General features: G+C 59.5%; 11 protein-coding genes and 1 riboswitch. Of the genes, 5 read left to right on the top strand and 6 right to left on the bottom strand.

Translation table 11 applies throughout. The annotated features are described in order from the left end of the window. Positions 1 to 32 precede the first annotated feature (32 nt). Positions 33 to 599, bottom strand: coding sequence for a DUF6101 family protein (locus tag AC13RC_RS01630; RefSeq protein WP_183810697.1), 567 nt, complete (start codon positions 597 to 599; stop codon positions 33 to 35). A gap of 318 nt (positions 600 to 917) precedes the next feature. Here AC13RC_RS01630 and AC13RC_RS01635 point away from each other — a divergent pair, with 318 nt between their 5' ends. Then, positions 918 to 3,434 (top strand): DUF1217 domain-containing protein, encoded by a 2,517-nt coding sequence (locus AC13RC_RS01635; RefSeq protein WP_488556303.1) that lies wholly within the window; start codon positions 918 to 920, stop codon positions 3,432 to 3,434. A gap of 510 nt (positions 3,435 to 3,944) precedes the next feature. Further along, positions 3,945 to 6,638: a DNA translocase FtsK gene (locus AC13RC_RS01640; RefSeq protein WP_488556739.1), complete on the top strand. Its 2,694-nt coding sequence runs from the start codon at positions 3,945 to 3,947 to the stop codon at positions 6,636 to 6,638. 327 nt (positions 6,639 to 6,965) lie between these two features. On the opposite strand, the gene AC13RC_RS01645 is transcribed toward AC13RC_RS01640, so the two are convergent. Continuing rightward, positions 6,966 to 7,517: an MOSC domain-containing protein gene (locus AC13RC_RS01645; RefSeq protein ID WP_488556304.1), complete on the bottom strand. Its 552-nt coding sequence runs from the start codon at positions 7,515 to 7,517 to the stop codon at positions 6,966 to 6,968. Between the two features lie 72 nt (positions 7,518 to 7,589). On the opposite strand from AC13RC_RS01645, the gene phnF reads away from it, so the two are divergent. Continuing rightward, positions 7,590 to 8,324, top strand: a complete 735-nt coding sequence (gene phnF / locus AC13RC_RS01650; RefSeq protein ID WP_488556305.1) for a phosphonate metabolism transcriptional regulator PhnF — start codon at positions 7,590 to 7,592, stop codon at positions 8,322 to 8,324. 3 nt (positions 8,325 to 8,327) lie between these two features. On the opposite strand, the gene AC13RC_RS01655 is transcribed toward phnF, so the two are convergent. From AC13RC_RS01655 to AC13RC_RS01665, 3 genes are read right to left on the bottom strand one after another with little or no spacing between them, the layout of a single operon-like run. Then, complete coding sequence (locus AC13RC_RS01655; RefSeq protein WP_488556306.1) at positions 8,328 to 9,758, bottom strand: FAD-binding oxidoreductase; 1,431 nt, start codon at positions 9,756 to 9,758, stop codon at positions 8,328 to 8,330. A gap of 25 nt (positions 9,759 to 9,783) precedes the next feature. Further along, a complete protein-coding gene (locus AC13RC_RS01660) occupies positions 9,784 to 10,758 on the bottom strand; it encodes an L-threonylcarbamoyladenylate synthase (protein WP_488556307.1) in 975 nt (324 codons plus the stop codon). A gap of 59 nt (positions 10,759 to 10,817) precedes the next feature. Further along, positions 10,818 to 11,435 carry a DUF6656 family protein gene (locus tag AC13RC_RS01665; RefSeq protein ID WP_069613716.1) on the bottom strand — a complete coding sequence of 206 codons (618 nt, stop codon included), beginning with the start codon at positions 11,433 to 11,435 and terminating at the stop codon, positions 10,818 to 10,820. 349 nt (positions 11,436 to 11,784) lie between these two features. Next, a riboswitch (cobalamin riboswitch) is annotated at positions 11,785 to 11,988 on the top strand. A 96-nt stretch (positions 11,989 to 12,084) separates the two neighbouring features. Here AC13RC_RS01665 and AC13RC_RS01670 point away from each other — a divergent pair. After that, on the top strand, positions 12,085 to 13,329 hold the full coding sequence (locus tag AC13RC_RS01670) for an aromatic ring-hydroxylating oxygenase subunit alpha (RefSeq protein WP_488556308.1): 1,245 nt from the start codon (positions 12,085 to 12,087) through the stop codon (positions 13,327 to 13,329). A gap of 2 nt (positions 13,330 to 13,331) precedes the next feature. Beyond that, positions 13,332 to 14,420: an FAD-binding oxidoreductase gene (locus tag AC13RC_RS01675; protein ID WP_488556309.1), complete on the top strand. Its 1,089-nt coding sequence runs from the start codon at positions 13,332 to 13,334 to the stop codon at positions 14,418 to 14,420. Between the two features lie 94 nt (positions 14,421 to 14,514). Here the strand turns inward: AC13RC_RS01675 and AC13RC_RS01680 are convergent, their stop codons facing one another. Then, positions 14,515 to 15,465, bottom strand: a complete 951-nt coding sequence (locus AC13RC_RS01680) for a glycoside hydrolase family 25 protein (protein ID WP_488556310.1) — start codon at positions 15,463 to 15,465, stop codon at positions 14,515 to 14,517. Between the last annotated feature and the right edge of the window lie 306 nt (positions 15,466 to 15,771).

A 15,771-nucleotide genomic window follows, 5' to 3' on the forward strand; every position in this document is an offset into this window, starting at 1 on the left:
TCTGGCGATATTCGATTTCAAGCCTTATCGGCTTAATGTCTGGCGATGATCTCGCGACCCTGAATTTTCATCTTGATGCCGAGCTTGCCGGTCGTGCGGCGCACGAGGAAGCGTGGGCGGCGATTTGCGAAATAGGAATGGCGGCGACGCGGCTGGCTGTCGTGCGATCGGACACCGCCGAGATGTTCTTCCAGCGGACGGGCCACGCCGTCGGCTTCGATCATCAGCATCGGAATACGGAAGGCTTCCGACCAGGAGCGCCAGTCGGCGGCGATGTCGCTCAAATCGTGGGCCACGAGAAGGGGGATGCAGAGGTCCGGATCGGAGTGATGCAGTTCCAGCGTGACGGTGACTTCGCCGTCGCCGTGATCTATGGCGCGGGCGGCTACACCCTGGAATGCACGCTTGGGCAAGGCGACGGACAGCGGCAGGCCGCTGGACGGCAGGATCTTGCGCAGCACTGCGCCGCGCTCGTCGATCGTAATGGTGACATCACCTTCGGCACCTCGCATGGCGTAGCTGACCTGTTGCGGGAAGCGCGCCGGATCAAGCCGCAGTGTGGTTCCAGCCCAGTCGGGCTTCAGGACGGTATTAGTCATCGATTTTTCTACCCTTGCTTTACCTGAGAGCCGGTTGTTTCGGTCTTCTCTCGGAGAACTTTTGTCCTCTCGTTGTTGGGCAGATTAGGCGCCGTCCCTTCCAGACAGCTTAAAAATCGAGGTTAAGAAAACTTTGCGTCCTCAAATGGTTAGCAAACTCGAATGCATCAGGGTTTCCATAAGGTGAACACAGGGCAGGGTGGTGCGCCAGTATAGTGCACGCATAAGGTGAGTGCGTGTAAGTCTCAGGTAAGGTTTGTATGAAATAATGTCAGCCAGATTCGCCCCCTTTATTAGAGATCTATTGGGATTCTGCTGATGATTTCCACTTATCTTGGTTATACGATCGCAACCAGAGATATGGCGACCTCACTCAACCAGGTGGCGCAGCAGTCGCAAAACAAGCGTTTGATCGACTATTACAACGCCAATATCGGCAAAGTAACTGACGTCGACAGCTTCCTGAATGACTATCAATTATACAGTTACGCAATGGAAGCCTACGGGCTTTCGGACATGACTTATGCCAAGGCCTTTATGAAACAGGTCCTGACCAGCGACCTCAGCGACTCCAGCAGTTTCGCCAATAAGCTCACCGATCCGCGCTACAAAGAATTCGCTGCGGCGTTCAATTTCGGCACGAGCGCGACGGGTACGACGAATACGGCACAAACCAGCACGCAGGAAGACGACCTCATCGGGCTTTACCAACAATCCTTTACGAATGAGGAGACGTCGGCGGCGAGCGAAACGACCTATTACAGCCAGAATATCAGCTCGGTTAAGACGGTCGATGACCTGCTCGGCAATACCCGCCTGCGTAATTATGTGCTGCAGGCCTACGGTATCGACCCGACCTATGTGTCGAATTCGGCTCTGAAGCAGATGCTGACGAGCGATCTCAGCGATCCGAACAGCTACGTCAATCAGAATGGCGGCACTGCCGACAAGGCCCTAGTGGCGGAATTCAATTTCAATGCCGATGGCACGGTCAAGACATCGACGCCGGACGGCGATACGGCCTATTACGAGGCCAATATCGGCAGCGTCACCTCGGTCGATCAGCTGACGTCCAATCCGCAGCTGTTCCAATACGTCAAGACGGCATTCAATATTCCGTCCTACATTACGGCAGACCAGTTCAATGCTTCGGCCAAGGATGCCAGCACCGCAAGTTCGAACGGGTTGACCGCCGTCATGGCGGAATTCAACTTCCAGAGCGACGGCACCGTCGCATCCGGTTCACAAGCACAGACATCTGACCAGATAAGCGCCACCACGGGAGGCTATACCGCGAACTATCCCGGAGGGCCGCAGACGCTCAGTCAGCAGGCCGATGTGATGAGCGCCTACAATTCCACCGTGCCTTCGTTCACGACGAGCGTCGGCGCAACCGACAACGATCTCTATTACAAGAATCATATCGGCTCCATCACGTCGGTCGACCAGTTGACGTCGGACACGCGCCTTTTCGATTACATCAAGACGGCTTACGGCATCGATCCGACGACGCCAGCCGTCGTCTTCAAGAACGCCTTCGGCGATTCGACGACCGCCGCCATCTTCGGTCTGACCGACGTCGTCTCCCAATTCAATTTCCAGTCGGACGGGACGCTTGCTTCCGGTCAGACCGCGCAGTCCCAGTCTGAGATCGACGCGGCCTCAAAGGCCTATATGAGCAATTACCAGTCGTCGCAATCGACCCTGACCACGGATGCGGTCAACAACTACAAGAACCGCATTGCCAGCGTGAAGACCATCAAGGATTTCTTTGCGAGCAATACGTCCGACAGTGATACCTCCAACGACAGTGCGCCGGAACTCTATCAGATGGCGCTGCGTGCCTATGGCATCGGCGAGAACGAAGTCACGAAGTCTCAGCTGACGAAGATTCTCGAAAGCGATCCTTACGATCCGAAGAGCTATGTCAACTCGCTCAACGACTCTCGTTTTACCGCGCTTGCCAAGGCCTTCAATTTCGACAGTAAAGGCAATCTGAAGCCTCCGGTGCAGTCTTTGTCGCAAACGCAAATCAACAGCTATATCTCGGAATATTCCAGCCGCACCACGGCGGGGCTGTCGGGCGCCGAACTGACCAAAGCCACCAGCGATGCCAAGACCGCAGGCACCTATTTCGCCACCAATATCGTCAAGGTGACCAGCGTCACGGATCTCCTGGCCGACAGCAAGCTTACGAATTTCATCCTGACGGCCAATGGCATCGATCCGAAGACGGTCGATACGGCGACGCTGAAGAAGGCTTTCGCCTCCGATCCGTCCGATTCGAAGAGCTTCATCAACACGACCGATGGCGCCAAGTTCAAGAGCATCGTCGAGGCGTTCAATTTCGGCACTGACGGCAACCTGACCGACAGCAAGCTCGGCACCGCGCAAAACCAGGGCGCCCTTGCGGCGACCAATGATCTCTTTCTGCATCAAACGCTGGAAGATCAGCAAGGCGAGACCAATCCCGGCGTGCGACTGGCGCTCTACTTCCAGCGCAAGGCGCCAGATATCAACTCGATCTATGACATCATGGGCGATTCGGCGCTTTATGAGGTCATCACCACCACCTACAACCTGCCAAGCTCGATCTCCAATATGGATGTCGATACCCAGGCCAGCATGCTGAGCAAGTTCGTCAATGTGAGCGATCTGCAGGACCCGGATAAGGTCAATCAGCTGCTACAGCGATTCTCCGCGATGTATGACATGGAGAACAATACGACCTCCTCGACATCGCCGGCGCTATCGATTCTCACGGGCTCGTCGTCGAGCTCCGGCATCAGCGCCGATACGCTGCTTTCCATCGCGCAGCTGTCTTCGTCGCGGTAACAGGTCCAGCAAAAAATCTAACCTGTCTCCCTGTTGCGCTTCCGCGCGGCAGGGGCTTACCATGCCCTTGTTTTCGCAGGGTTTCTGAGCATATTCGGACGTGTTTTTCGGGTGTGGAATGGCAGCTTTCCACAACGGCAGGAAGGAACTTATTAACCATCCTTGCCCTATTCGATTTGAGAAGCCAACGGCAATATCAATGACTGGGTTGCAGGTCTCATGCGTCTTTCCCGAACGACACTTTCCAATGCCTCGCAAGGCGTCCAGCCGGAGGGGGATCTCGACCCGGAGCAGGCGGCCGAAGAGGCCCGCCGGGCCGAGCAGATTGCTGCTCGCCGCGCGTTTCTGGAAGAGAAGATTCGCAATGCCCGCGAAGCCAAGCGCAAGGCCGAAGAGCAGCGCCAAGCCGAGGAAAAGCGCCTTGCCGACGAGGTGAGGAAGCGCACCGCAGCTGCGCCACCGCCCGTTGTAGAGGCGTTGCAGGCCGCTGCGGTTACGAGCGAACAGGAAATGCCGGTTCTGCCGCAGGGGATCTCTGCGGAAGATCTCGCGTCTCCAGGTTGGCAGAATGCCTTCCTGATGGGGCCGAACGTGCGCTTTACCCGCACGCGCGAAAACGAAATCATCAGCCGCCGTCCGCCTGCCGAGCCGAAGCCCGAGATCCGGCCGCAGGCTTCCGCGCATGCCGCTATGCGGGTGATGGAGCCGCCTGTTGTGGCCGAAGCACCTGCGGCACCTGCTGCAGCCATTGTCGTCCCGCCCGTGCGGCAGGACGAGTTCCATCTGCCACCGCTCGAAGACATGCCGCTGGCGGTGGAAGGCTATATTCCGACAGTAATTCAGAATTCCCCGGCAACCGAGCCGGACGCATTGGAGATGACCGTTATCGCTACCGCATTCTCGAAAGCTCCCGCGATCGCGCTGGATGCTTCCCCTGTACAGTCAAGTGTTCCCGAGTCCGTAGCCGCGCCTGTGGTCGAGTCGCGTCTTGCCCATCTTTCCGATTTCGCTTTCTGGGACGCGATGCCGTTCGACGGCGAGTTCGTTTCTGCCCTCAGGGGTGAGCCGAAGCAGCCCGCGTCGTCCAGGCCGGAAGTCGATGCCGAATCGATCATCGCAAAGTTCCGCGTCGTCGAGTGCCGCCGCCCGGCAGCGGCCATCGCGCCGCAGCCCGTTGCCGTGCAGCCTCCGTCAGTAGAGGTCCCAGCACCAGTCGAAACCATTTCCAGCCAGCCGACGGCAGATCTGAGCAACCCTGCCATGGACGAGCTCGCAGCGCTGGAGGCTGCCATTTTGGCTCCGGTCATCGAAGTTGTGGCGGCTTCTGAGGAAGCGCCGCAGCCGGAGCCGCAGCCTGTCGTTGAGGCCTCAGCCGAGACATTCGTGCCGCCTGCCTTCGTCACCGCCGTTTATGGCACCGAGGCTGCTCCGGCCGTCGAAACCCGTCCTGCTCCGGTCATGGTCGTGGCACCGATGCCGGCGAAGGTCGCCGCTCCGGCGGCTGCTGAACCAGTTGCCAAGGCTATATCCACCATTCCCGCCGTCGAGGCCGCTGCCCAGCGCCTGATCGACGCGCCGCCTTTGCCGATCTCGCCGCGCCGGCCCGTCTCCCTGACGCCGCCCGAATGGCGCCCGATTGCCCGCACCGCTGATGGCGAATATGAGCTGCCGCCGCGTGAATTGCTGCAGGAGCCTGTTGCCCGTTCCGGCGTAATCATGACGCAGGAAACGCTGGAGCAGAATGCTGGCCTGTTGGAAAGCGTGCTGGAGGATTTCGGCGTCAAGGGCGAGATCATCCATGTTCGTCCAGGCCCGGTCGTCACCCTTTATGAATTCGAGCCGGCGCCCGGCGTCAAATCCTCGCGCGTCATCAACCTTGCGGACGATATCGCCCGTTCGATGTCGGCCCTCTCGGCTCGCGTTGCTGTCGTTCCGGGCCGCAACGTCATTGGCATCGAACTGCCGAACGTCAACCGCGAGACGGTTTATTTCCGCGAGATGATCGATTCGCCCGATTTCGAGAAGAGCGGCTACAAGCTGGCGCTCGGCCTCGGCAAGACGATCGGCGGCGAGCCTGTCATCGCAGAACTCGCGAAGATGCCGCATCTGCTCGTGGCCGGCACCACCGGCTCGGGCAAGTCCGTTGCGATCAACACCATGATCCTGTCGCTGCTTTATCGCATGACCCCGGAACAGTGCCGCCTGATCATGGTCGATCCGAAGATGCTGGAACTCTCCGTCTATGACGGCATTCCGCACCTGCTGACCCCGGTCGTGACCGATCCCAAGAAAGCCGTCATGGCGCTGAAATGGGCCGTGCGCGAAATGGAGGATCGCTACAAGAAGATGTCGCGCCTCGGCGTGCGCAATATCGACGGCTACAACAGCCGCGTTGCCTCCGCCAAGGAAAAGGGTGAGACGATCCACGTCATGGTCCAGACCGGCTTCGACAAGGGCACTGGTGCCCCGATCGAAGAGCAACAGGAAATGGACCTGACGCCGATGCCCTATATCGTGGTCATCGTTGACGAAATGGCCGATCTGATGATGGTCGCCGGCAAGGAGATCGAAGGTGCGATCCAGCGTCTGGCGCAGATGGCGCGTGCCGCTGGCATCCACCTGATCATGGCGACGCAGCGTCCCTCGGTCGACGTCATCACCGGCACGATCAAGGCGAACTTCCCGACGCGTATCTCCTTCCAGGTGACGTCGAAAATCGACAGCCGCACCATTCTCGGTGAGCAGGGGGCGGAACAGCTCCTCGGCCAGGGCGACATGCTGCACATGGCAGGCGGCGGCCGCATCTCCCGCGTCCACGGCCCCTTCGTCTCCGACGAGGAAGTCGAGAAGGTCGTGGCACATCTGAAGCTGCAGGGCCGTCCGGAATATCTCGACACGGTCACCGCCGACGAAGACGAAGAAGACGAGGAAGAAGACACAGCCGTCTTTGACAAGGGCGCGATTGCCTCGGAAGACGGCGACGATCTCTACGAGCAGGCGATCAAGGTGGTCATGCGCGACAAGAAGTGCTCGACCTCTTACATCCAGCGCCGCCTCGGTATCGGCTACAACCGTGCGGCATCGCTGGTCGAGCGCATGGAAAAGGACGGTCTCGTCGGCCCCGCCAACCATGTCGGCAAACGCGAGATCATCTCCGGCAACCGCAATGGCGGCGGCAATTCGGGCAATGAGGATTTCGATTGATATAGTTGGGGGATGACGCTTGCCGCGGTTGTTGCGGAGAGTGCGCACCCCCCTCTGTCACTTCGTGACATCTCCCCCACAAGGGGGGAGATTGTGGGGAGTTTGACGCCCGCCCTTAGTTAAAACAGAAACTTCGATTTCAATAAATGCGATGCTTACTTGGGGCAACTACGCGCCACAGGTTAACGATCTCCCCCCTTGTGGGGGAGATGTCACGTAAGTGACAGAGGGGGGTATCAGAGGCTCAGCATGTTCAGAGCTGGCTTCTCCCATAAGGTCGTCCCCGCCGCAGGCATGCCTGCCTGACCATGACGCTGTTATCTTTGATCAAACCCGCTCAAGCTTCACATGCGGCAGCGGCGGCAACTCGATACGGATTGCATCATCGCGCTGCACACGACCGCCCCTCGAGACAATGCCCATGATGCCCGCCTTGCGGATCAGCCCGCCATCGGCATCCTTGTCGAGCACCGCATGCAGCAGGCCTTTCTGAAAATTGTCGATCTGCTTGCAGGGATTGCGCAAGCCGGTCACCTCGACGATCGCTTCAGCACCGATATGCAGGCGCGTGCCTTGCGGCAGAGAAAGCAGATCGATCCCTCGGGTCGCAATGTTCTCGCCCATGTCACCCGGCGAAACGGAGAAACCCTTTCCAGTAAGCTCGTCGAACAGCTCTTCCTGGATGAGGTGTACCTGGCGCAGATTCGGCTGGGTCGGATCGACCGCGACGCGAGAGCGGTGTTTCACCGTCACCCCCATATGTGCATCGCCTTCGACGCCAAGTCCGGCCAACAATTGAATATGATCCTTGGTCTGCTTGCTGAACGCGTGAACGCCGCTGCTGCTGACTGACGTGACATATATCCGCTTGTCGCCCATGCCGATCCCTTCCATAAACGAGCTGGATCTTTATAAATTGGTATATACCAATTTCAAGGCAATAGATTGGTGATGGAAGAGAAAAATCGACAGGACAAAGGCGTAAGGGCTGCGGGAGGCTGGGCGGCCGTTGCCGCGAAGCTGCGAAATGCCATCGATACGGGCACGCATGCGCCCGGCAGCCGGCTGCCGGGCGAGCGCGCTTTGTCCGAACAATTCGGTGTCTCCCGGGTGACGATGCGGCGCGCGATCGCAGAGCTGGAAGGGGAGGGCTTGTTGCGCGTGGCGCGCGGCAGCGGCGCCTATGTCCGTGCCGATATGCCCGTTCGTTTCCAGTTGGGCGACAAGGTACGGTTCACCAAGGATCTGACCGCGACGGATGCGAACCTCACGCGCAAGGTTGTCTCGGCCAGGGAAGTTCCGGCAATTGCCGATATCGCCACGCGGCTCAATCTTCAGCCGGGCGAGGCGGTGCTGGAAATGTGCCTGGTAGCCTATGCCGATGCGCTTCCCGTCTCGTTCGTGATGCGCAGCTGCTCGGCCAAGCGCTTCCCCGGTTTGGCAGAGAAATTCACCGTAATGGGCTCATTCACGGCGGCGCTGAAGGATTATGGCGTGGCCGACTATTGGCGACGCTCCACCGACATCACCGCGCGCATGCCGACTGAAGCGGAAGCCCGTCTGCTGCAGCAATCGCGCCTCGCGCCAGTGCTTGCCTATGCCGGCGAAGACATCGATGCCGATGGCAATGTGATTTCCTGCCAGATTGGTTGCTTTGCTTCGGAGCGGGTCGTCGTGACGGTTTGAGCCTCAGACCTTGAGGACCTTGCCCGGATTCATGATGCCTGCCGGATCGAAGGCTGTCTTGATCCGGCGCATCAGGTCGATTTCGATCTCCGAGCGGATGGAAGCAAGCTCGTCGCGCTTCAGCTGGCCGATGCCGTGCTCGGCCGAGATCGAGCCGCCATGCTGCAGCACCAGACCATGCACGATCTTGTTCATCTCGCGCCAGCGGCCGATGAATTCCGCCTTGTCGGCGCCGACGGGCTGCGAGATGTTGTAGTGAATATTGCCGTCGCCCATATGGCCGAAGGCGCAGACGCGTGCGCCCGGCATGGCACCGACAACGGCCTTTTCGGCTTCCGCCATGAATTGCGGGATCTGGGCCACCGGCACGGAAACGTCGTGCTTGATCGAGCCGCCTTCAGGCTTTTGTGCGTCCGACATGCTCTCGCGCATATGCCAGATGGCCTTCTGCTGCGCTTCCGAGCTGGCAATGGTCGCATCCTGGATCAGCCCGGCCTCATAGCCTTGCTCGAGCAGCGCCGTCATCATCCGCTCGGCGGTCTCTGCCGAATCCGAGGTGGAAATATCGATCAGGACATACCAGGGATGGGCCGTGTCGAGGGGGTCGCGCACGCCCGGAATATGCCGCGTGGTGAATTCGACGCCGATGCGCGGCATCAGCTCGAAGCCGGTCAGCGCCGTGCCGCAGAGGCTGGAGGCATTCTTGAATAAAGTCAGCGCGTCATCGACCGACTGCAGGCCGGCAAAGGCCACCTGATGGCCGAGCGGCTGCGGAAAGAGTTTTAGCACCGCGCCGGTGATGACGCCGAGCGTGCCTTCCGCGCCGATGAAGAGATCGCGCAGATCGTAGCCGGTATTGTCCTTCTTCAGACGGCGCAGTCCGTTCCAGATCTCGCCCGTGGGCAGCACAACTTCGAGGCCGAGGCAAAGCTGGCGCATGTTGCCATAGGCGAGAACGGCCGTACCCCCGGCGTTGGTGGAAAGATTGCCGGCGACACGGCAGGAGCCCTCGGAACCAAGCGAAAGCGGAAACATGCGGCCATGCTCGGCCGCAGCCTTATGGACATCCGCGAGAATGCAGCCACCGTCGACGATCATGGTGTTGCCGACCGGATCGATATCGCGGATGCGGTTCATGCGCTCCAGCGAAAGGATGATGTCGGAACCACCCTCGCGCGGCGTTTGCCCGCCGACAAGGCCGGTATTGCCGGTCTGGGGAACGATGGCCGCGCCGGTCTCGCTGGCAAGCTTGAGGATGGCCGAAACCTCTTCTACCGAGCCGGGCTTCAGCAACATGGGCGAGGCGCCGTGATAGAGCCCGCGATTTTCCACGAGATGCGGCGCAATTTCCGCCGGATCCCGCACGGCGTGCTTTTCGCCGACGATGGCGGCGAAGCGATCGAGAAGGTCGGAAGAGGGGACGGAGCTGCTCATGGCGTGTCCTTTGCCGATGGCTGATTTATTCTCTGGGCGCGGCGGCGCGGCGCAGCCGGTCGTTGATGGCCTCGCCGAGGCCCTCGTCGGGAATATGCGAGAAGGCAATCGTTGTCGCGCCGGTGGCATCGGCGCGCTTCATGAAATCGAAAAGGTTTGCGGCAGCTTCCGAAAGATCGCCGCTGGCGCTCAGATCCAGCACGGCAATAGCCTTTTCGATGCCGGGAATATCTGGTGTTCCAAAGCGGATCAGCGCTTCGTTCGCGGAAACCTCAGTCGCGTCGAGGCGCACGGCTGCGCCCGGTGCATAATGCGAAGCCATCATCCCCGGAGCCTCGATGGCAGCCGAGGCTTTCTTCTTGCGCTTCAGCGCCTTGCCGGCCACTCGTTCGATCTCGCTTGCCGCCAGCCCGCCGGGCCGCAGCAGACGCATCTCGCCATCCTCGACCTTGACGATGGTCGATTCCACGCCGACGACTGAGGCGCCGGCATCGAGGATGAGCGTGATCCGCTCCCCGAGGTCTTCACTCACATGATCGGCGCTTGTGGCGCTGATCTTGCCCGAAGTATTGGCGCTCGGCGCGGCAAGCGGACGGCCGAAGGCGCGGATCAGATCGCCGGCAAAGCCTTGCGGCACGCGGATGCCGACCGTGTCGAGCCCGGCAGTCGCCAGCGGATGGATGCCGCTGTCGGGTTTGAGCGGTAGCACCAGCGTCAGCGGGCCGGGCCAGAAAGCTTCCGCCAATTTACGGGAGGTGGGATCGAAGACCGCATAGCGTTCGGCCATGGCGAGATCGCTCATATGGCAGATCAGTGGATTGAAGCGCGGACGGCCCTTCGTCTCATAGATCCGGGTAATGGCGGCTGGATTGGTAGCATCGGCGGCAAGACCATAGACCGTCTCCGTCGGCAGCCCGATCGGCAGACCCTCTGCGAGAGCCGCTGTCGCGACTTCGATCGCCGTTTGCGGATGTTCGAGAATGTCTATGTGTCGTGCCATGGCCTGCCTGTTTGCAGTTCAGGCCGTTTCTTATGCTCTTCGAGTTTTCGGATCAATCGTCAAAGCTGGCGAATAATGTCGCGAAGCTGCTCGTTGCGGGCGCCGAGCAAGAGAACATTGCGGATGGCGATCTGCGGATCGTGAGTGTGGAACAGGACGCCATTGCCTCTGACGTCGCGGTTGATCGTCAGCTTCTTGTCTTCCGTGTCCTTGTCCGGGTGGATGGCGACGGCGAAATACATCCGCGAATATTTGAGGCTGATGTCTTCGAAGAAGTTCTCTTCCTGGCCGATGCGGGCAAAGAAATTGGCGATATAGAAAGCCCAGTTCACGTCCTCGTAATGCGCGAATTGCGTCCGCGCAGCGGTGACGTGGCAATAGCCGAGATGCGGCGTGTCCTTCAGCGTGTGATGAAAGATGAGCTTCGGAAAGCGGATGGACTTGTGGAAGCTGTTGAGCCGGTCATGGGTTTTTTCGCCGGCATCCCTGAGCTTCTGTGCCGTGCGCACAGCCACCTGCTCATGGGTAAGATATTCCCGCTCTTCCGCCAGCCAATGTGGCCTGTTGCGGTTGATGCGGCCGGTGCGCAGGAATTCGCTGTAGCCCGTCGTCGATACCGGTGGCGCCGGTTCGGGCTCGGCGGGCTTCCCAGCGTCGAAATATCTGAGTTTGGCCATGCCGGATCTCGCTATAAAACTCTTTGGAGAACATGATGGATTACGGAGCTTGAGCCGAGCTTGATCGCGCCTGAGCCAAGACTACCGCTACCGACTCTGCAGGCGCTCTCCGCCGCCCACTTATTCTCCTGATTAGCGGCCGCTCGCGGGCTTGTCGCAATCAGAATAAAGCGTCATTGGCAGAATGCAAATGCGATGCTCGGGCCACCTCTCGCGCGGGCGACTAAATGATTGAATCACCTCTCAATATTTTCACGGCATGCAACCGTCCCGGCGTCCCGTTTCGCCTGTCGTCAAATTCGAAGCCGATGTCGCATTGCAGCGCAGCGGCTTACGTGGCCCAGAGCTATGATGATATCAATCTCAAGGTGCCGTCTGCTAGGGAGACGGAGAATTGGGAAGCCGGTCAAAATCCGGCGCTGCCCCCGCAACGGTGGTGGAGTGAGGCATGGCGGATAAAGCCACTGGACCGATCGGTCTGGGAAGGTGCCATGGGGCTCTGGAAACAGGGCCGCTCCAGAGCCCGGAAACCAGCCTTGGGCACATAGGTTTACTGACCGCGGCGGGTGGTCGGGACATTGCTTTTGGCCGCTCCCAATCGTCCGTGCATGTCCTTTGCCCGCCTCCTAGTACTGCTAAGGATAGGCAAATGGACATCGGCAGCAAAGTTCTGCGGCAACTGAAGAACCACCGGACGGGTTTCAGCCTTGAGCAACCCTTCTACACCGATCCGGATTACTTCAAGCTCGATATGGAGACGATCTACTATCGCGACTGGCTGTTTATCGGCCATGATTGCGAAGTGCCGCGCGCGGGCAATTATTTCACCGTCCAGATCGGCGATTATCCCGTCGTCATCGTCCGCGGCCGCGATCAGGTCATCCGCGCTTTCCACAATAGCTGTCGCCATCGCGGCTCACGCGTCTGCACGACGGAGCGCGGCTCCTCGGCAAAGCTCGTCTGCCCCTATCACCAGTGGACCTACGAACTTGACGGCTCGCTGCTCTTTGCCCGCCAGATGGCGGAGGATTTCGACAAGAGCCAGTATTCGCTGAAGCCGGTTCACTGCGAAAGCGTCGGCGGCTACATCTTCATCTGCCTCGCGCAGAACGCTCCCGATTTCGCCCCGGTTCGCGCGACGATCGAGCCCTACATGGCGCCGCACCGCATCAGCGAAGCCAAGGTCGCCTTCCAGAGCACCATTATCGAAAAGGGCAACTGGAAGCTCGTCTGGGAAAACAACCGCGAATGCTATCATTGCGCGGCCAATCACCCGGAACTTTGCCGCACCTTCCCGGAGGCTCCGACCGTCACCGGCGTGCAGGGCGCGATGAGTGACCCCGTCATCACCGAGCACTGGGCACGCTGCGAAGCCGCCGGCCTGCCGAGCGAATTCAAGATCTCTCCTGACGGGCAGTTCCGCACCGCCCGCATGCCGCTGATCGAAGGTGCCGAGAGCTACACCATGTCCGGTCAGAATGCCGTCAGGCGGCCGCTCTCATCTGACGTGACGATCAACGGCATCGGCACCATGCTGCTGTTCCACTACCCGACGACGTGGAACCACATGCTCGGCGACCACGCGATTTCCTTCCGTGTCCTGCCGATCAGCGCCGAGGAAACGGCCGTCACCACGAAGTGGCTCGTCCATAAGGATGCCGTCGAAGGTGTCGACTACAATCTGGAAGAGCTGACCCACGTCTGGACCGAAACCAACGATCAGGACCGCCGCATCGTCGAGGAAAACGCCTTCGGCATCCGCTCGCCGGCCTATGAGCCCGGTCCCTATTCGGAGGTCCATGAAGGGGGAGTCATGCAGTTCGTCGAATGGTACACGACCTTCATGATCAACCGGCTGCAGGGCGACCAGGCTAAGCTGTCGGCGGTTGCCTGAGCATGAACATGACCGTCTCCCTTCCGCATCGCCACCTCGATCAGATGCAGCCCTGGAATGACAGGCAGCATGTGCTCGAATGCCTTTCGGCAACGCCCGAAGCGCCCGACGTGATGACCTTCACGTTCCGCTCCGACAAGGACAACTGGTTCCGCTATCTGCCGGGCCAGTTCGTGACGCTGGAGCTGCCGACGGCTCCGGAGCCGGTCATGCGCACCTATACGCTGTCGTCGACGCCGTCGCGGCCCTTCTCGGTCGCCGTGACAGTGAAAGCGCAGAAGGATAGCATCGGCACGCGCTGGATGTTCGAGAACCTGAAGCCCGGCATGCGCATCAAGGCTTTCGGCCCGCTCGGCGATTTCAGCCATATCCGCCATCCCGGCGAGAAATATCTCTTCGTCTCGGCCGGCTCCGGGATCACGCCGATGATGGCGATGACGCGGTATATGTCCGATATCGCACCATTGTCTGATATTACCTTTGTCAACTGTTCGCGCAGCCCGACGGATATCATCTTCCGTTCCGAGCTCGAATATCTCGCCCGCTTCATGCCGAACCTCAACCTCGGCTTCATCGTCGAGGGTTGCGGCCGCACCGATCTCTGGTCGGGTTTGAAGGGCCGCATCGACAAGGCGAAGATCGGTCTGCTGGCGCCGGATTTCATGGACCGGACGATCTTCTGCTGCGGCCCGGAAGTCTTCATGGACGCCGTGCGCTCCATGCTCGAAGCCCATGGTTTCGACATGTCGCGCTATCATCAGGAAAGCTTCCAGCCGGCCAATGCGGCAACGCCGCTTGCAGAGGTCTCCGACGATGCATCGGGCGAGGCGGCGACCACGATCCGTTTCACGATGGCGGGCAAGGATGTGGCCTGCGCAGCGGGACAAACCGTGCTTCAGGCGGCCCGTGGCGCCGGCGTGCGCATCGGTGCCGCCTGCGAATCCGGTCTTTGCGGCACATGCCGGGTCATGAAGCTCTCCGGCGAAGTCGAGATGAGCCACAATGGCGGCATCCTCGATGACGAGATCGACGAGGGCTATATCCTCGCCTGCTGTTCGCGTCCGAAGACGGATGTGCAGATCGAGGCGTAGAGCATTTCCAGGTGCGCAGCGGTTTTCCGTCCGGAATGCGTAAACAAACAAGAAGATAGAGCGTTTTCGCGATTTGAGGAAAAGCGAAGATACTCTAGAAATCCTGGTAATTCAGCTCGTTGATCTCGGCCGGCTTCGATTGCGGGGTCGAGGCAGTGACGACTGGGTCGACGTCGGCTATGAGCGAAACGAGCGTCTGCCGCGGCCCGCTGCACATCTGTGCGAGCGCGATCGTCACGTCCGGTGCGGGCAGGGGTTTGGCCGGCAGGAGATCACCTTGCGGCCAGATCTTGGCAAGCTGAATCTTCGTCATCGGCACGACATTGACGTCGATATCGGTGAGCGTGCCCGGCACGCGATAGGGGCAGCTTTTCTCCGAGCAATTGTCTGAAGAAGCGAACTGCCAGATGGCATAATTGTCCCAGTTGCCGAGTGGAAAAGTGCCTTTGACATCGGGCTTGTAGCGCGCATACCACAAGGGCAGCCGCGACAGCAGCGGATAGGTGCCGCGATGGTCGGCTATGTATCGCGCCGTGTTGTGATTGACGTAGAGAATGGGGTAGCGCCCGGTCCTGACCTTGATGTGGGCAACATAGATCTGCGCGTCATCCAGCGACATGAACTGCGTCGTGTCCATGCCGTCGATATCGAGCACCATCAGTTCATCCGGCTGAGGATTGGCGTAGTCGAGAAAATGATTGGCCTGATCGATCGGATTGCCCGGGCGCCCCAGATGATAGGCGCCCCATAACAGGCCATTCGTCTTTGCCAGCATGCGGCGGGTTTGAAACAGTTCGCGGCTAACTGCGTATTTTCGCCACATCGTCCTGCAATGGGCCACCGTATCGCCGCCATGGTCGCCTGTGCAACTGAAGCTTTCAGGAAGTCCGTCGGACGCCTTGGAGATGAAGCCGGCTATCCGTTTGTCCTGCAGAAACGCGGTCCAGTCGATGGTGTTCAGCTCGTAAGCATCGACAATCAGGGCGTTTTTCGGATCGCCCCAGGGCTGGCTTTCGCCGGCCGAAGGCTTTGAGACCGGCCCCATCAGGGCCAGGATCGTCAGCAAGCTGTAAATGAGGAGGTTACTCTTTCGGTATCCTTTCATGAAATAATAGTAAGGATTGCTGGTTAATCTTGGGTTAAGAAAGCAATCACTATAAGTTCATCGTGGAGCCCCTCGTAACTCCTTAAATCGGTAGGGATTTGAGGAACTAAATAACGCGCTGCCGCGTTTCTTGCCGTCTATTCGGATATGCGACGAAGCAGGCGGCGAAACCTTGCTCGGGAAGCATTCCCGACATGAAACGCTACAGGCTTGAGTATCAAGTCGAACCAGGGAATGGAGATGAAA

The sequence above is a fragment of the Martinezella sp. CNPSo 3890 genome (genome assembly GCF_057784455.1).

Coding starts and splice junctions, on each gene's coding strand:
- AC13RC_RS01630 (WP_183810697.1), bottom strand. CDS start 599: ATGACTAATACCGTCCTGAAGCCCGACTGGGCTGGAACCACACTGCGG.
- AC13RC_RS01635 (WP_488556303.1), top strand. CDS start 918: ATGATTTCCACTTATCTTGGTTATACGATCGCAACCAGAGATATGGCG.
- AC13RC_RS01640 (WP_488556739.1), top strand. CDS start 3,945: ATGCCGGTTCTGCCGCAGGGGATCTCTGCGGAAGATCTCGCGTCTCCA.
- AC13RC_RS01645 (WP_488556304.1), bottom strand. CDS start 7,517: ATGGGCGACAAGCGGATATATGTCACGTCAGTCAGCAGCAGCGGCGTT.
- phnF (WP_488556305.1), top strand. CDS start 7,590: ATGGAAGAGAAAAATCGACAGGACAAAGGCGTAAGGGCTGCGGGAGGC.
- AC13RC_RS01655 (WP_488556306.1), bottom strand. CDS start 9,758: ATGAGCAGCTCCGTCCCCTCTTCCGACCTTCTCGATCGCTTCGCCGCC.
- AC13RC_RS01660 (WP_488556307.1), bottom strand. CDS start 10,758: ATGGCACGACACATAGACATTCTCGAACATCCGCAAACGGCGATCGAA.
- AC13RC_RS01665 (WP_069613716.1), bottom strand. CDS start 11,435: ATGGCCAAACTCAGATATTTCGACGCTGGGAAGCCCGCCGAGCCCGAA.
- AC13RC_RS01670 (WP_488556308.1), top strand. CDS start 12,085: ATGGACATCGGCAGCAAAGTTCTGCGGCAACTGAAGAACCACCGGACG.
- AC13RC_RS01675 (WP_488556309.1), top strand. CDS start 13,332: ATGAACATGACCGTCTCCCTTCCGCATCGCCACCTCGATCAGATGCAG.
- AC13RC_RS01680 (WP_488556310.1), bottom strand. CDS start 15,465: ATGGGGCCGGTCTCAAAGCCTTCGGCCGGCGAAAGCCAGCCCTGGGGC.